At 64.9% G+C, this 13,732-nt stretch carries 15 protein-coding genes; 7 read left to right on the plus strand and 8 right to left on the minus strand.

Annotation, left to right across the window (positions count from 1 at the left end; genetic code table 11):
• The gene (locus M2331_RS05185; protein ID WP_181559284.1) at window positions 1–618 is read right to left on the minus strand and encodes a YceI family protein; all 618 of its coding nucleotides are present in this window, start codon (window positions 616–618) and stop codon (window positions 1–3) included.
• A gap of 115 nt (window positions 619–733) precedes the next feature.
• Window positions 734–1,483 carry a sulfite exporter TauE/SafE family protein gene (locus tag M2331_RS05190; protein WP_181559285.1) on the minus strand — a complete coding sequence of 250 codons (750 nt, stop codon included), beginning with the start codon at window positions 1,481–1,483 and terminating at the stop codon, window positions 734–736.
• 282 nt (window positions 1,484–1,765) lie between these two features.
• On the opposite strand from M2331_RS05190, the gene M2331_RS05195 reads away from it, so the two are divergent.
• The 3 genes from M2331_RS05195 (at window position 1,766) to M2331_RS05205 (ending at window position 3,573) form a co-directional block, all read left to right on the plus strand.
• Window positions 1,766–1,945, plus strand: a complete 180-nt coding sequence (locus tag M2331_RS05195; RefSeq protein WP_181559286.1) for a hypothetical protein — start codon at window positions 1,766–1,768, stop codon at window positions 1,943–1,945.
• Window positions 1,946–1,948: 3 nt separating this feature from the next.
• The gene (locus tag M2331_RS05200; RefSeq protein WP_181559287.1) at window positions 1,949–2,950 is read left to right on the plus strand and encodes a TerC family protein; all 1,002 of its coding nucleotides are present in this window, start codon (window positions 1,949–1,951) and stop codon (window positions 2,948–2,950) included.
• An 83-nt stretch (window positions 2,951–3,033) separates the two neighbouring features.
• A complete protein-coding gene (locus M2331_RS05205) occupies window positions 3,034–3,573 on the plus strand; it encodes a mismatch-specific DNA-glycosylase (protein ID WP_181559288.1) in 540 nt (179 codons plus the stop codon).
• Window positions 3,574–3,631: 58 nt separating this feature from the next.
• Here the strand turns inward: M2331_RS05205 and ilvC are convergent, their stop codons facing one another.
• The 6 genes from ilvC to miaA form a co-directional block, all read right to left on the minus strand.
• A complete protein-coding gene (gene ilvC, locus M2331_RS05210) occupies window positions 3,632–4,651 on the minus strand; it encodes a ketol-acid reductoisomerase (protein ID WP_181559289.1) in 1,020 nt (339 codons plus the stop codon).
• A 157-nt stretch (window positions 4,652–4,808) separates the two neighbouring features.
• On the minus strand, window positions 4,809–5,321 hold the full coding sequence (ilvN, locus tag M2331_RS05215; RefSeq protein ID WP_181559290.1) for an acetolactate synthase small subunit: 513 nt from the start codon (window positions 5,319–5,321) through the stop codon (window positions 4,809–4,811).
• Window positions 5,322–5,370: 49 nt separating this feature from the next.
• The gene (locus M2331_RS05220) at window positions 5,371–5,733 is read right to left on the minus strand and encodes a hypothetical protein (protein ID WP_181559291.1); all 363 of its coding nucleotides are present in this window, start codon (window positions 5,731–5,733) and stop codon (window positions 5,371–5,373) included.
• Window positions 5,733–7,478, minus strand: a complete 1,746-nt coding sequence (locus tag M2331_RS05225) for an acetolactate synthase 3 large subunit (protein ID WP_181559292.1) — start codon at window positions 7,476–7,478, stop codon at window positions 5,733–5,735. The genes M2331_RS05220 and M2331_RS05225 overlap by 1 nt, the downstream gene beginning before the upstream one ends.
• 243 nt (window positions 7,479–7,721) lie before the next feature.
• Entirely contained in the window at window positions 7,722–8,927 is a 1,206-nt protein-coding gene (locus M2331_RS05230; protein WP_181559293.1) for a collagen-binding domain-containing protein, read from the minus strand.
• 129 nt (window positions 8,928–9,056) lie between these two features.
• Window positions 9,057–10,010, minus strand: a complete 954-nt coding sequence (miaA, locus tag M2331_RS05235; protein WP_264592301.1) for a tRNA (adenosine(37)-N6)-dimethylallyltransferase MiaA — start codon at window positions 10,008–10,010, stop codon at window positions 9,057–9,059.
• Here miaA and serB point away from each other — a divergent pair.
• The 4 genes from serB to M2331_RS05255 all read left to right on the plus strand — a co-directional run bounded on the left by serB (window position 10,009) and on the right by M2331_RS05255 (window position 13,731).
• Entirely contained in the window at window positions 10,009–10,917 is a 909-nt protein-coding gene (serB, locus tag M2331_RS05240) for a phosphoserine phosphatase SerB (RefSeq protein WP_264592302.1), read from the plus strand. The two genes, miaA and serB, sit on opposite strands and share 2 nt — an antisense overlap.
• A gap of 98 nt (window positions 10,918–11,015) precedes the next feature.
• Window positions 11,016–11,723 (plus strand): ParA family protein, encoded by a 708-nt coding sequence (locus M2331_RS05245; RefSeq protein WP_181561377.1) that lies wholly within the window; start codon window positions 11,016–11,018, stop codon window positions 11,721–11,723.
• A 14-nt stretch (window positions 11,724–11,737) separates the two neighbouring features.
• The gene (locus tag M2331_RS05250) at window positions 11,738–12,280 is read left to right on the plus strand and encodes a hypothetical protein (protein ID WP_181561378.1); all 543 of its coding nucleotides are present in this window, start codon (window positions 11,738–11,740) and stop codon (window positions 12,278–12,280) included.
• 5 nt (window positions 12,281–12,285) lie between these two features.
• Entirely contained in the window at window positions 12,286–13,731 is a 1,446-nt protein-coding gene (locus M2331_RS05255) for an SPOR domain-containing protein (protein WP_181559294.1), read from the plus strand.
• The last annotated feature ends 1 nt before the right edge of the window (window position 13,732 follow it).

Genomic DNA, 13,732 nt, shown 5'->3' on the forward strand with positions numbered 1-13,732 from the left:
TTACTTGGTGAAGCCGGCGACGATCTCGAGCTTAACCTCGTCACCCACCATCGGCAGGCCGTAAGCAATGCCAAAGTCGCTGCGCTTGATCGAGCCGGTGGCGGTGAAGCCGACATTCTCCTTGTTGCCCATGCCCATGCCGGCACCATAGAAGCGCGCGTCGAGCGTGACCGGCTTGGTCACGCCGTTCAGCGTGAAGTTGCCGGTGATCTTGGCAGCCTGACCGTCCACGACGACGCTGGTCGAGACGAAGCGGGCGTCGGCGGGCGTCGGGCCGAAGAAGTCGGCAGCCTTGCCGTCCTTGCCGGCGCGCAGCAAGTGAGCCGTCAGGCCCGCGCTGGCAGTGGTGACCTTGGAGACGGGAATGGTCACATCCACCTTGGCCGCCGAAGGGTTTTTGGGGTCGAGCTGGAGCGTGCCGGTGATGTCACCGAAAATGCCGAAATAGGGCGTGAAGCCCAGATGATCGACCTCCCACTTCACCAGCGTGTGGCCGGGATCGGCGGTATAGGTGCCGCCGGAAATCGCGGCGGGGTCCGGCTTGCCAGGCTGTGCGACCAGCCCGCCGGTGATGCCGGCAAGAAGAAGAGCGGGAAGGGCAGCGTGAATGAGGCGCATATCTGTGTCTCCTGATCGTCTGCGAGGGGGATTGAGAACGATACGCCTTAGCATAGCGTACCGCTCGCCGCTGTCATCAGGGGAATGCAAGGGTGCGGCCCGGAGCGCGCCGGATTTACATCAGCGCATCGGCGAGCAGTTTCACGCCGAGCAGGATCATCAAGACATAGATCAGCACATAGAAGCGCTCCGGATCGACCTTGCGGACCAGCTTCACGCCCAGCATCGTGGAGATGAGGGCGAGGGGGATCAGCGCAGCGGTTGCGAGCAGATTGGCGTGGGTGAACTGGCCGAGCGCGGCATAGGCCGGCACCTTGATCCAGTTCATCACCGCAAAGGCGATGGCGGTGGTGCCAACGAGCGTATCGCGCGGCAGCTTGCGCGGCAGCACCCACATCTGGAAGGGTGGCGAACCGGCATGGGCGACGTGGCTGGTGAAGCCCGATGCGACGCCGAACAGCACGCCCAGCCACGCCGGTGAATTGGAGGGCAGGGTGATCGCATGGCCCCGCTCGACCCACAGGCGCTGCAAGCCGAACAGGATCGAGATCGCGCCGAGCACGCCCAGCACCACATCCGCCGAGACCTGCGCGGAGAAGAAATAGCCCAGCGCCACGCCAATGGTCATGCCGGGGATCATCACCGCGAGCACATGCCCATCCCAGGTGCGGCGGAACGCCCAGACGCCCACCACGTCCTGCACGATCAGGATCGGCAGCAGGATGGCCGCGGCGCGCACCGGATCGATGGCGAGCGCAAGAATGGGCATGGCCAGCGAGCCCGCACCGGAAAAGCCACCCTTGGCAAGGCCGGAAATCACCACGGCGACCACCGCGCACAGAATGTAGAGGGGATCGAGTGGCATGGGGATCGAGACCTCGGGCTTCGCGGCCCGGCAGGCGCGATGTGATCTGGCATAGCGCCTCGGTCGCCGCTCGACGCAAGTTTTTTCGCATCGCCCTCTTGAAACCTGCCGGGATATCTCCAAAATGCGGCCTGCGGACCGGGCCCCTCTGGCGCAGCGCTTAAAAAAATGAGCGCGTCGCGATGTCGGACCGCATCGGGTGATACCGGTGCAGGTTCGGCTTTTCAGGCTCAGGCATCCAGTCATCCGATCACGTGCAAAGCACTTTGGAGGATGACGTTCATGAATATCTTCACGTTCAACTTGATGATCCTGCTGCAACGCGTCGATGATGCGCTGTCCAGTGAACGCGGCAAGGCGCGGCCCGATGGTCGCCTCGTCGCGCGCTTGCGTCTGCGCCGCGACGTGCTGATGAGCCGCCTGCGGCGCTCGCTGGCCGGTCCCCGGGTACTGGGGGCCTGACGCATGGAATTTCTGGATATTCTCTGGCTCGGCAAGCCGGCCTGGATGTGGCTCATGTTCATGGGCCTCGTGCTGGCGCTGCTGGTCTTCGATCTGGGCGTGCTGCACAAGGAGGAGAAGGAAATCGGTGTGCGCGAGAGTCTCGCCATGTCCGCCTTCTACATCACGCTCGGTCTGGCCTTTGGCGGCTGGATCTGGTGGCAGCTTGGGCCGACGGCGGGCCTGAATTACGTCACGGGCTTCGTGGTCGAGAAGAGCCTGGCGATGGACAATGTCTTCGTCATCGCGATGATCTTCACCTATTTCGGCATTCCGCGCCTGTACCAGCACCGCGTGCTGTTCTGGGGCATTCTCGGCGTCATCATCCTGCGCGCGATCATGATCGGCTTCGGTGCCGCCGCCGTGCAGCGCTGGGATTGGGTGCTGTATGTCTTTGCGGCCTTCCTCATCTTCACCGGCATCAAGATGTGGCGCAATGCAGAAGCCGAGTATGAGGTCGGCAACTCGCCCGTGCTGCGGTGGATCAAGCGCCGCTTCCGGGTGACGGAGGAACTGCACGGCAATCACTTCTGGGTGAAGCTGCCCGATGGCGCGACCGGGCGGACGGTGCGCTACATGACGCCGCTGTTCCTGGCGCTGCTGATGGTCGAGTTCGTCGACGTGGTGTTCGCGGTAGACTCGGTGCCGGCGATCTTCGCCATCACCACCGATCCGTTCATCGTCTACACCTCGAACATCTTCGCCATTCTGGGCCTGCGTGCGCTGTATTTCGCCCTGGCGGCGATGGTGCATCGCTTCCATTACCTCAAATATGCGCTCAGCCTGTTGCTGGTGTTCATCGGCTCCAAGATCGTCCTGGCCGATGCGCTCGGCATCGCCAAGATCCCGCCGGTGGTGTCGCTCAGCGTCACCTTTATCATTCTGGCAGGCGGCGTGTTCTACTCGCTGTGGAAGACGCGCGGCGAGCCGGTGGTGGTGCCCAATCCGAGCATTACGAACGCGTGATGCGAATCAAAAAACGCCGCTCCGCATGACGGGGAGGCGTTTTTTGGTCTTCTACCCCCTCAGCGCACGCTTACATGAGAGCCATGACGCTATTGCCCAGATCAGGTCCGTTGCCGGATGACTTCACCGTGCCGGACCTGCTGGCACCTGGCCTGCGGCTGGTCTTCTGCGGAACGGCGCTCGGGCGCCAGTCGGCGCAGGCGCGCGCTTATTATGCCAATCCGACCAATTTGTTCTGGCGCACGCTGCATCAGGTCGGGCTGACACCGGAGCGGTTCTCGCCGAGCGATTATCCGCGATTGCTGGATCTGGGCATCGGCCTCACCGATCTTTCCAAAGGTCATTTCGGCAATGACGCCGAGCTGCCGGCCGACGCGCTGGACGGCGCGGTGCTGCGCGAAAAAATGCTGTGCTATCAGCCCGCTGTCCTCGCCTTCACCAGCAAGACCGGCGCCAGCCGTCTGCTCGATCGCCCGACGGGCCGGATCGGGCTGGGCGAACAGAGCGAGCGCATTGGGACGACGCGGCTGTTCGTGCTGCCTTCGCCATCCGGCTCGGGGCGGCGTTACTGGGATATCGCGCCATGGCAGGCGCTGGCCGATCTGGTGAGTGGCAGCTCGTAACAGAAAGGGCGGCGAACCAACGGTCCGCCGCCCTATATCTGGACTATGCCGGAAAGGCTTAGTTCTTGGCCTGATCCACCAGCTTGTTGGCGCCGATCCAAGGCATCATGGCGCGCAGCTGGGCGCCGGTCTGCTCGATCGGGTGGGCGGCAGCGGCCTTGCGGCTGGCCTTCAGCTCCGGCTGGCCGGCGCGGTTGTCGAGCACGAAGTTCTTGACGAAGCGGCCGGACTGGATGTCTTCCAGCACCTTCTTCATCTCCCACTTGGTCTCTTCGGTGATGATGCGCGGACCGGTGGTGATGTCGCCATATTCGGCCGTGTTGGAGATCGAGTAGCGCATGTTAGCGATGCCGCCCTCATACATCAGGTCGACGATCAGCTTCACCTCGTGGAGGCACTCGAAATAGGCCATTTCCGGCGCGTAACCGGCTTCCACCAGCGTCTCGAACCCGGCCTGAATGAGGTGGGTCAAGCCACCGCACAGCACAGCCTGCTCGCCGAAAAGGTCGGTCTCGCACTCTTCCTTGAAGTTGGTCTCGATGATACCCGAGCGACCGCCACCGACGCCCGAGGCGTAGGAGAGGGCGATGTCATGGGCATTGCCGGTCGCGTCCTGATGAACGGCGATGAGGCACGGGACGCCGCCGCCCTTCACATATTCGCCGCGCACGGTGTGGCCCGGGCCCTTCGGCGCGATCATGATCACGTCGACATCTGCCGGCGGCTCGATGAGGCCGAAGTGGACGTTGAGGCCGTGGGCGAACGCCAGCGCGGCGCCGGGACGGAGATTGCCCTTGATGTCATTCTCGTAGATCGCGGCCTGATGCTCGTCCGGCGCGAGGATCATCAGCACGTCGGCCCATTTGGCAGCATCCGCATTTGCGAGCACCTTGAAGCCGGCGCCTTCTGCCTTGGTAGCCGAGGGCGAGCCGGGACGCAGCGCGATCGCGACTTCAGCAACGCCCGAATCGCGCAGGTTCTGCGCATGGGCATGGCCTTGGCTGCCATAGCCGAGGATGGCGACCTTCTTGCCCTTGATGAGGCCGATATCGGCATCGCGATCGTAATAAACACGCATTTCCCAGAACCCTTCTCTTTCAGTTCGTCGGGCCGACCTGTGTCGGCATCCATGTAAAAAATCTCGTGTCGGCCCCCGCCGGCGGACCGCTCCTGCACGTTTCGGCTCACAAAGCCAAGCCGGTGTCGCGGTTTTCTGCGGGGTGGACTGGCTAAATTCAGGCGGCGGCGCCCCGCAGCATCCCGACAACGCCGGTGCGGCCCACTTCAACGAGCCCCAGCTCGCGCATCAGGCCGACGAACGTATCGACCTTGCTGCTCGGCCCGGTGATCTCGAAGACGAAGCTCTCCAGCGTGGTGTCGACCACCTTGGCGCGGAACACGTCCGCCAGCCGCAGCGCCTCGATGCGCGCCTCGCCAGTGCCGGCGACCTTCACCAGCGCCAGCTCGCGCTCCACGAAGGGGCCGATCTCGGTGAGGTCGGTCACCTTGTGCACCGGCACGAGTCGCTCGAGCTGGGCAATGATCTGGTCGATCACGCGCGGCGGCCCGTTGGTCACGATGGTGATGCGGCTGACCTTATGGTCCGCGCTCACGTCCGCGACGGTCAGGCTCTCGATATTGTAGCCGCGTGCCGAAAACAGACCCGCGATCCGCGCGAGAATGCCTGCCTCGTTGGTGACCGTGACGGACAGCACATGGCGTTCGCTGTCCTCCTGGCGGATGTGCATCACTCTTCGTCCTCGTCAAGAAATCGCAATGGGTTCAAAATCAGGTCGGTCAGAGACCGGTTGGATTGTCTGGCGTCCCGGCCGGGCCGTCACTGGCTGGCGGCGCGACCGAGAGCATGCCCGTCATCGCATAATGCCAACCCTCGGGCGTGCGGTGGGCGATGCGCACCGGTTCGCCCAGCATCGCATCGAACACCCGGCGCAGCGGCTCTCCAACATAGCGGGGCGACACCAGAACGCTGTCATAATCCCGCTCGTTGAACTGAAACCGGCTTTCCAGTTCGATCACCCACTCGCTCGCATCCTCGTCGCCATGGTCGCGCGTCGTGCCGAACAGGTCGGCACTCTCATTGTGCCGCTCGAAATCGAACGGTTCGCTGACATGGAGGCGAAGGCGGACGGGCTGGGTCATCAGACCAGTGCCCTGGCCTCGTCGTCCATCGTCCCGGACACCTGGCTGGGGTCGAGCAGCATGTCGGTATGCGCCGCACCAGACGGGATCATCGGGAAGCAGTTGGAGAGCTTGGCCACCCGGCAATCGACAATGACCGGGCCCGGCGTGTCGATCATCCGGCGGATGCCGGGGATCAGTTCGTCCATAGTCTCGATGCGAATGCCGGTCGCGCCATAAGCTTCGGCCAGCTTCACGAAATCGGGCAGGCTGTCCGAATAGCTGTGCGAATAGCGGCTCTCATAGGTCAGTTCCTGCCACTGGCGGACCATGCCCATATATTCGTTGTTCAGGATGAAGATCTTGACCGGCAGGCGATACTGGATCGCCGTGCCAAGCTCCTGGATGTTCATCTGGATCGAGGCATCGCCGGCCACGTCGATCACCAGCGAATCGGGATTGCCGAGCTGGGCGCCGATCGCGGCCGGGAAGCCATAACCCATGGTGCCGAGCCCGCCCGAGGTGAGCCACTTGTTCGGTTCCTCGAAATGATAGTGCTGGGCCGCCCACATCTGGTGCTGGCCCACTTCGGTCGTGATGATCGTGTCGCGGTCGCGGGTCGCATTATAGAGCTCGGCGATGGCCCGCTGCGGCATGATTTCCTCGCCGGTCTCGACATAATCGAGGCTCTTGCGTGCGCGCCACTCACCGATCTGCGACCACCAGCCGCTATAATCGGGCTTCTTGAACCCGCGCGCCTTGAGGCCGGCGATGATCGCCTCGATCGCGCGGCCGACATCGGCAACGACGGGCACGTCCACCGGCACGATCTTGTTGATCGAGCCGCGGTCGATATCGACATGGATTTTCTTGCTGAGCGGGGCGAACGCATCCAGCCGGCCGGTCACGCGGTCATCGAACCGCGAACCCAGCGCCAGAATGAGATCGGCCTTGTTCATCGCGAAATTGGCTTCGTAGGTGCCATGCATCCCCAGCATGCCCAGCCATTGCGACGAGGAGGCGGGGTAGGCGCCCAGGCCCATGAGCGTCGAGGTGACCGGCGCGCCGAGCATATCGGCCAGCGCCCGCAGCGCTTCGCTGGCGGCGGGGCCGGAATTGATGACGCCGCCGCCCGTGTAGAGGACTGGCTGCTTGGCATCGAGAATGAGCGCAATGGCCTTGTCGATCATCTCCGCATCCGGCTCGGTTTGCGGCCGGTAGCTGGGATGGGCATTAAGCGAGGGCTTCTCATAGGCGGCGGTGGCAACCTGCACGTCCTTGGGAATATCGATCACGACCGGGCCGGGGCGGCCGGAGGTCGCGATGTGGAACGCCTCGTGCACCGTCGCGGCCAGATCGGCCGGGCTTTTCACCAGATAATTATGCTTGGTGCAGTGGCGGGTAAGGCCGACGGTATCGGCTTCCTGGAACGCGTCCGTGCCGATCAGTGTCGTCGGCACCTGCCCGGTGATGACGACCATCGGGATGGAATCCATCAGCGCGTCGGTGATGCCGGTGATCGCGTTGGTCGCGCCGGGGCCGGATGTGACGAGCACGACGCCGGGCTTGCCGGTCGAACGGGCATAGCCCTCGGCGGCGTGGGCCGCAGCCTGCTCGTGGCGGACGAGAATGTGCTGGATCTTCGGGTGATCGTAGATCGTATCATAGATCGGCAGCACCGCGCCGCCGGGATAGCCGAACACGGTGTCGACCCCCAGATCGAGCAGGCATTGAACCAGAATGTCGGCGCCGCTTCTCTCGGCCACGGGAAACTCCTTGAAAACCATTAGCAACGCCCTTGGTCGAAAGGAGCTGCCCTGACAAGGTTGGTGCCTCTATGGATTATAAAATGCCGTGTCAAATCAATAATGAGTAATAAAATTACAATAACGGAAAAATTTGCAACATTTTATTCGACGGGCATGCTCCCGCCAGCGGCCCAAATGGAAACGGCGCCGACCGAAGTCAGCGCCGTTCCAGCTTTTCAACGGTGACGAAGATCGTGGCCGTCAGGCGAAGGCGACGGTCTTCGCGCGGCGACGCATCGCCAGACCGGTCAGGCCCAGGCCCATGATCATCATCGCCCAAGTGGAAGGCTCGGGCACGGGCACCAGATTGAGGTTGCCGTTGAAGGTGCCGAGGTGGATCTCGCCGCCATTGCCATCAGTATAGCGCCCGACCACGACCGAACCTTCGATCGGGGTGTGGATCAGCAGGCTGGCGCTGGGCGCCAGGACCGAGCCATAAAAAATGTTGCCGGAGAAGTTGAGCGTCTCTGCGTTCACGAAGTTCCAGATGACCTGCTGGTTGTTCGCCTGATTTGCGCCGTTGGAGTTGAAGCCTAGGTTCACATCGGTGCCGAACACATTGATGATGACCGGCGTCGTGCCCGAGAAGTTGTACTTCAGGCTGTTGATCGATGCGAAGTCGGCCGCATTGAAGGAGAACAGCGCATAGCCGGCGCCATTGTCCACGGCGTTCAGCGTCATGGCCGTGCCGGTAATATCGAAGCCGCTCGGATTGCTCGCCATGTTGAGCGAGGCGAGCGCGGTGGAGAGCGCGCGCACATCGTCGGAGACCTTGGTCACGGTAGCCGTGATGGGTGCCGAGACTGAGGCCGCATAGCCGGAATTGCCGGAGGCGAGATTGAAGTTGCGCGTGCCGCCGTTGAAATTGCCCGACGCGGTGCCGCCGACATTCAGCGTGCCGCCACTCTGGTTGATGGTCCCGCCGGAGAAGCTGCCGCCGATCGTATAGACGTCGCCATTGCCGATGTTGGGATTGCTGCCGGTGAAGTTGCCGCCAACCGTCACGGTGCGGGGCGTCGAGTTCATCGTCAGCCAGCTGTTGCTGACATTGCCGGCGACCGAGGCACTGCCGCCGCTGGCGATGGTGCCGACGCCGCCATTGGACCCGTTATGCACCTTGATGTCGGCATTGGTGATATTGCCGCCTACTGTCAGAACGGGAATACCGGCATTCTTTGTCTGGCCCTGGCTCGAATTGCCGATGCCGACTTGGCTCGCGCCGGTCAGGTTGCCGCCGACCAGCATCTTGCCCTCGACATCATGCTTCAGGTTCACGTCACCCAGCACGATGAGATTATAGTTCTTGAGCGCTTCAAGGCCCGCAGCGGCATCGCCGGATGCGAGGGCGGGGGCGCTGGCAAACGCGGCGAGGCCGAGCGCGATGGCAAGAGACGAACGCATGAGCATGAACCAGGTCTCCGTCGGTGCGGGATAGCGAAAGATGAACGGCCTTTATACCATTTATCAGAGCGTTGAAGCGTTCATCTGGCACGTCAAAAGCCCTGTCCGGTTTTGGCACAGGCGAACAGGTGGCCGTTAATGGCCCTCCGGCGCGATGATGTTGAAGTCTTCGATGGTCACCGCAGCCTGCGGATCGATGGTCGTCCAGCCGGCTTGCCGGCCCCGAGCCCATGTCCGCTGCCGCTTCTGATAGGCGATGGTCTGCTGGAGGATGGCCGCCCGTGCTGTCGCCAGGTCGATTTGGCCCGCCAGCATCGCGGCGAGTTCGCGGACCCCGAGTGCGCGCAGCACCGGTCGATCAGGCGGAATGTCCCGGCGAACGAGCGCTTCGACCTCCTCGATGGCGCCATGCGCCAGCATGAGGTCCAGCCGTTGCTCGGCGCGTTCGGCGAGCACCTCGCGCGGCAACATCACCACCGCACTGTGAATGCGCATGTGTCCCGCAAGGCCGCCTTCGCGCCGGGCCTGCCATTGGGGGAGCGGCGTCCCGGTCGAGCGGACGACCTCCAGCGCGCGCGCGACGCGCGAGGTGTCCGCCGGATTGAGCCGGGCCGCGCTGACCGGGTCTTCCAGTTCCAGCGCGGCATAGCTTTGCGCCACCGGCAGCGCGCGCACGGCCTCGCGGATCGCCGGATCGATGGCCGGCACCGGCGCGATGCCATGCAGCAGCGTGTGCAGATAAAGCCCGGTGCCGCCCACGAGAATGGCCGGAACACCCTTTGCATGGGCGGCATCGATTTCTGCCTTGGCCTCCTGCGCCCAGCGCGCGGCTGAGCAATCTTCCATGCCGTCGATATGGCCAAAGAGGCGGTGCGGGGCCTGCGCGAGGTCCTCCTCGGGCGGGCGGGCGGTCAGCACATTGAGGTCCGCATAGACCTGGCTGGCATCGGCATTGATGATGATGCCGCCCGTCGCTCGCGCGAGCCGCATCGCGACTGTGCTCTTGCCGCTGGCGGTCGGCCCGGCAATAAGCGCCACCGGCGGCCGCTCCCGGTCGCGCATTTCGGGCAGGGAATCAGGATCAGGCATGGCTGGCGGCATTTCGGACGGACGGGACATGATTGCGACCTTAGTCGCGCATGACGGACTTGGGCAGGGGGACGTGACCGCCGCGCGCGATGCGCTGGCGCAGGCGGGTCTCGATGTCGCTGCGCCGGTCTGGATCGAGGCGGGCGAGGCTGTGGACCTGCCCTTCGCCGGTGACCGGGCCGTCGCACGCGCCGCGCTGGAAGCGCTGGCGCCGCCCGCCGACCTGTTCGTGCTCGCGGGGGCGAACCGCGATTGCCGGCTGTTCGTGGCCGATATGGATTCGACGATGATCACCGTCGAGTGCATCGACGAGCTGGCCGATTATGCCGGCCTCAAGGAAGAAATCGCGGCGGTGACCGAGCGGGCGATGCGCGGCGAACTGGATTTCGCGCAGGCGCTGACCGGCCGTGTCGCGCTGCTCAAGGGACTGGACGCGACCATGATCGATCGCTGCCGCGCCGAGCGGGTGCGGCCGATGCCCGGCGCCCGGGCCCTGGTGCAGACCCTGCGGTCGCGCGGTGCACGCACGATCCTGGTGTCCGGCGGGTTCGTGCCGTTCGCCCAGCCGGTGGCGCAGGAGATCGGGTTCGATGTCGCCATTGCCAACACCCTGCACATCGCCGACGGCAAGCTCGCTGGCACGGTCGGCGAACCGATTGTCGATGCCGCACGCAAGCGCGCCGAACTGCTCGGGGCGGCGGAGCAGGGCGGATTGTCGCCCGCGCAATCCATCGCCATCGGTGACGGGGCGAACGATATTCCGATGATCGAGGCGGCCGGGCTAGGCGTTGCCTATCATGCCAAGCCCAAGACACGGGCGGCTGCCGATGCCGCCATCGAGCGGGGTGATCTCAGCGTCCTACTGCATGCCCTGGGCATCGCTCGCGCGCAGTGGGTGATGGGCTAGCGCTGTCTCTCCCGCGCGGGCGGGCAGTGCACTTAACCGAATCTTAGAGAGAAGCGTGAGATTTCCTTGCCCGATCCATGATCGAGCGGGGGAATGTCGTGCGGATATTGGCGCTAGCATCTCAGAAGGGCGGTTCGGGAAAGACCACGCTGTCTGGCCATCTTGCGGTTCAGGCGCAGCGCGCTGGCGCGGGGCCGGTCGTCCTTATCGATATCGATCCGCAGGGCTCGCTCTCCGATTGGTGGAACGAGCGCAGCGACGATTATCCGGCCTTTGCCCAGACAAGCGTCGCGCGTCTCGCCGGCGATCTTGAGGCGCTGCGCCAGCAGGGCTTCAAGCTGGCGGTGATCGATACGCCGCCCGCCATTACCATGGCCATTCAGAGCGTCATCGGCGTCGCCGAGCTGATCGTGGTGCCGACCCGGCCGAGCCCGCACGATCTGCGTGCGGTGGGTGCGACGGTCGACCTGTGCGAGCGCGCCGGCAAGCCACTCATCTTCGTGGTCAATGCGGCAACGCCGCGGGCGCGCATCACCTCGGAAGCCGCGATTGCGCTTTCGCAGCATGGCACGGTGGCACCCGTCACCATTCACCAGCGCACCGATTTTGCGTCCTCGATGATCGATGGGCGCACGGTGATGGACTTCGATCCCAAGGGACGCTCGGCGCAGGAGGTCGAGCAGCTCTGGAGCTATGTGGCCGATCGGCTCGAGCGGAATTTCCGGCGGACGGTGTTCTCGCCCACGCATGTCGCAGCGGCCATGTCGCGCCAGACGGGCTTCGGTCGTCGGGTGGTGCAGGGATGAATCGCGATAATTCCATGACCGAGCCGCGCCCTGCGGCATCGCTGACGGCGAGCCTGCTCGCGCGGCGGGGCACTGCGCGCCCGGCCATGCGTCGCCCGGCGCTGCCGGGTCTTTCGACTGCCCCGACCGTCCATGATGACCTTGGCTGGAATGACATGGGGGAGGGCGCTGTCCCTCACATGACAGCGCCGACCACCGGGACGGACGCTGCGGTGCCCATCAACGCCAATGTGTCCGTGGCTGCTGAGAGCGACCCGGCGCCGGTCTCCCCGGCCAAGCAGCAGATGCTGGCTCTCGCCGAGCAAATCAGCCTGCGCGTCACGCCGCCGAAAGTCACTTCCAAGCGCCCGGCCAGTCTGGCGGGCGTCGGCCGCAAGGCGGCGTTCACGCTGCGGATCGATAGCGAGAGGCACCTGCGCCTACGCTTGCTGAGCGCGGTCTCGAAGCGCTCCGCCCAGCAGCTTCTCATCGAGGCGCTGGACCGGATGATTGCCGCCGACGCGCATGTGCAGGCGCTCGCCGAAGAGATTGAATCCAGTTCGGGACTGGAGGCGTGAGGCATATGGCGCGCTCGGTAAAAATGCCTTTGCTGCTGGTGACGGTGGCGCTCTCCAGCGTGACGCTGGGCGGCTGCGCACAGCTGGGTCTCCAGTCCCATAGCGCGCGCGCGACGCCCTCGGTTGCGCAACTTTCGCCCAAGATCGAGTCAGCGCTCGCGGATCGCAAGTTCGCCCACGCGCTCGACCTTGCCGAGGCGCTGGTCGCCGCCGACCCGGCTACTGCAGGCCATCGCGTCTTCCTGGGCCGTGCCTATCTCGCCAATGGCCGCTATCGCTCGGCACAGGCGGCGTTCACGGACGCCATGGCGCTGGGCAACAGCGATGTCCGCACGATCATCAGCCTGGCCTTGTGCGAGACCGCGCTGGGCAATGACAGCACGGCCCAGGCTTTGCTCGCCGACAACGCTGCCACGCTGCCCGCCTCGGACTATGGTCTCGCCATGGCCATGGCTGGCGACGTGCAGGAGGGCGTGCGCGCGCTCGTTTACGCCGCGCGCCAACCTGACGCCTCGGCACAGACGCGGCAGAACCTCGCCTTTGCCTTGGCGCTGGGTGGCGCCTGGGGGCAGGCACGGCTGATCGCCGGGCAGGACCTGCCCGCCAAAGAGGCCGAGCAGCGCATCGGGCGCTGGTCTCGGGTTGTGGCGCAGGCTGAACCCGGCGCGCGGGTGGCTGCCCTGACTGGGGTTGCGCCCCGTGCCGACGATGCCGGGATGCCGTCTCGCCTCGCGCTGCGCAGCTTCGAGCTCCCCGCCGTTGCGGAACTGACGCCCCCAAAGGCTGTCGCCCCGTCGCCGGCGAAGACGGTTGAAGCGGCTGCACCAGCGGCAGCGGCCGATGCAGCGCGCGCAGCACCCGCCGTTCAATCGGTCGCGATCCCGCCCTCGAGCCGGTCCTCAGACCCCGCTGGCCCGGCAAAAGCCAATCCTCCCATCGCGTCCCCGGCGAACGCGCCCTACGGCGCGCCGTCCGCCGAACTCCTCTCAGCAGCGCCTTTGCTGGTCCTGCAGCCAGCGCCAAGGGCGCCAAACATCGCTCAGATGGCCTTTGCGCCGGCTGCATCCAGCGCCTCGATGGGGGTGAAGATCGCCGGTGCGTCTCGCGCGGTGCCGATCCTGCCGACCAGGCCAAGCCCTGCTTCGGGTGACTGGGTGATCCAGCTTGGCGCCTTCGACAGCGCCACGATGGCGCGAGTGAAGTGGCAGGATATGCGCCGCAACCCGCGCTTGGCGGGCTATCGCGAGATCGTCACCGCCGCGAGCGTCAATGGACGCACCTTCCATCGCGTGGCGGTGGGTGGCTTTGCGAGCCGGGGCGCTGCCGGCTCGCTCTGCCAGACTCTGCGCGGCGAAGGGCAGGCCTGTTACGTGCGCCGCGATGACAGCAATGCATCGCGCATGGCGCGCGCTGGCGCCTCGGCCGGCGGGTCGCAATTCGCATCGCGGTGAT

It is taken from the genome of Sphingobium sp. B10D7B (assembly GCF_025961955.1).
GTDB lineage: Bacteria > Pseudomonadota > Alphaproteobacteria > Sphingomonadales > Sphingomonadaceae > Sphingobium.

Excerpts from the sequence above, each read along its gene's own strand:
- M2331_RS05185 (WP_181559284.1), bottom strand. The coding sequence starts at position 618 with ATGCGCCTCATTCACGCTGCCCTTCCCGCTCTTCTTCTTGCCGGCATC.
- M2331_RS05190 (WP_181559285.1), bottom strand. The coding sequence starts at position 1,483 with ATGCCACTCGATCCCCTCTACATTCTGTGCGCGGTGGTCGCCGTGGTG.
- M2331_RS05195 (WP_181559286.1), top strand. The coding sequence starts at position 1,766 with ATGAATATCTTCACGTTCAACTTGATGATCCTGCTGCAACGCGTCGAT.
- M2331_RS05200 (WP_181559287.1), top strand. The coding sequence starts at position 1,949 with ATGGAATTTCTGGATATTCTCTGGCTCGGCAAGCCGGCCTGGATGTGG.
- M2331_RS05205 (WP_181559288.1), top strand. The coding sequence starts at position 3,034 with ATGACGCTATTGCCCAGATCAGGTCCGTTGCCGGATGACTTCACCGTG.
- ilvC (WP_181559289.1), bottom strand. The coding sequence starts at position 4,651 with ATGCGTGTTTATTACGATCGCGATGCCGATATCGGCCTCATCAAGGGC.
- ilvN (WP_181559290.1), bottom strand. The coding sequence starts at position 5,321 with ATGCACATCCGCCAGGAGGACAGCGAACGCCATGTGCTGTCCGTCACG.
- M2331_RS05220 (WP_181559291.1), bottom strand. The coding sequence starts at position 5,733 with ATGACCCAGCCCGTCCGCCTTCGCCTCCATGTCAGCGAACCGTTCGAT.
- M2331_RS05230 (WP_181559293.1), bottom strand. The coding sequence starts at position 8,927 with ATGCTCATGCGTTCGTCTCTTGCCATCGCGCTCGGCCTCGCCGCGTTT.
- serB (WP_264592302.1), top strand. The coding sequence starts at position 10,009 with ATGGCTGGCGGCATTTCGGACGGACGGGACATGATTGCGACCTTAGTC.
- miaA (WP_264592301.1), bottom strand. The coding sequence starts at position 10,010 with ATGCCTGATCCTGATTCCCTGCCCGAAATGCGCGACCGGGAGCGGCCG.
- M2331_RS05250 (WP_181561378.1), top strand. The coding sequence starts at position 11,738 with ATGACCGAGCCGCGCCCTGCGGCATCGCTGACGGCGAGCCTGCTCGCG.
- M2331_RS05255 (WP_181559294.1), top strand. The coding sequence starts at position 12,286 with ATGGCGCGCTCGGTAAAAATGCCTTTGCTGCTGGTGACGGTGGCGCTC.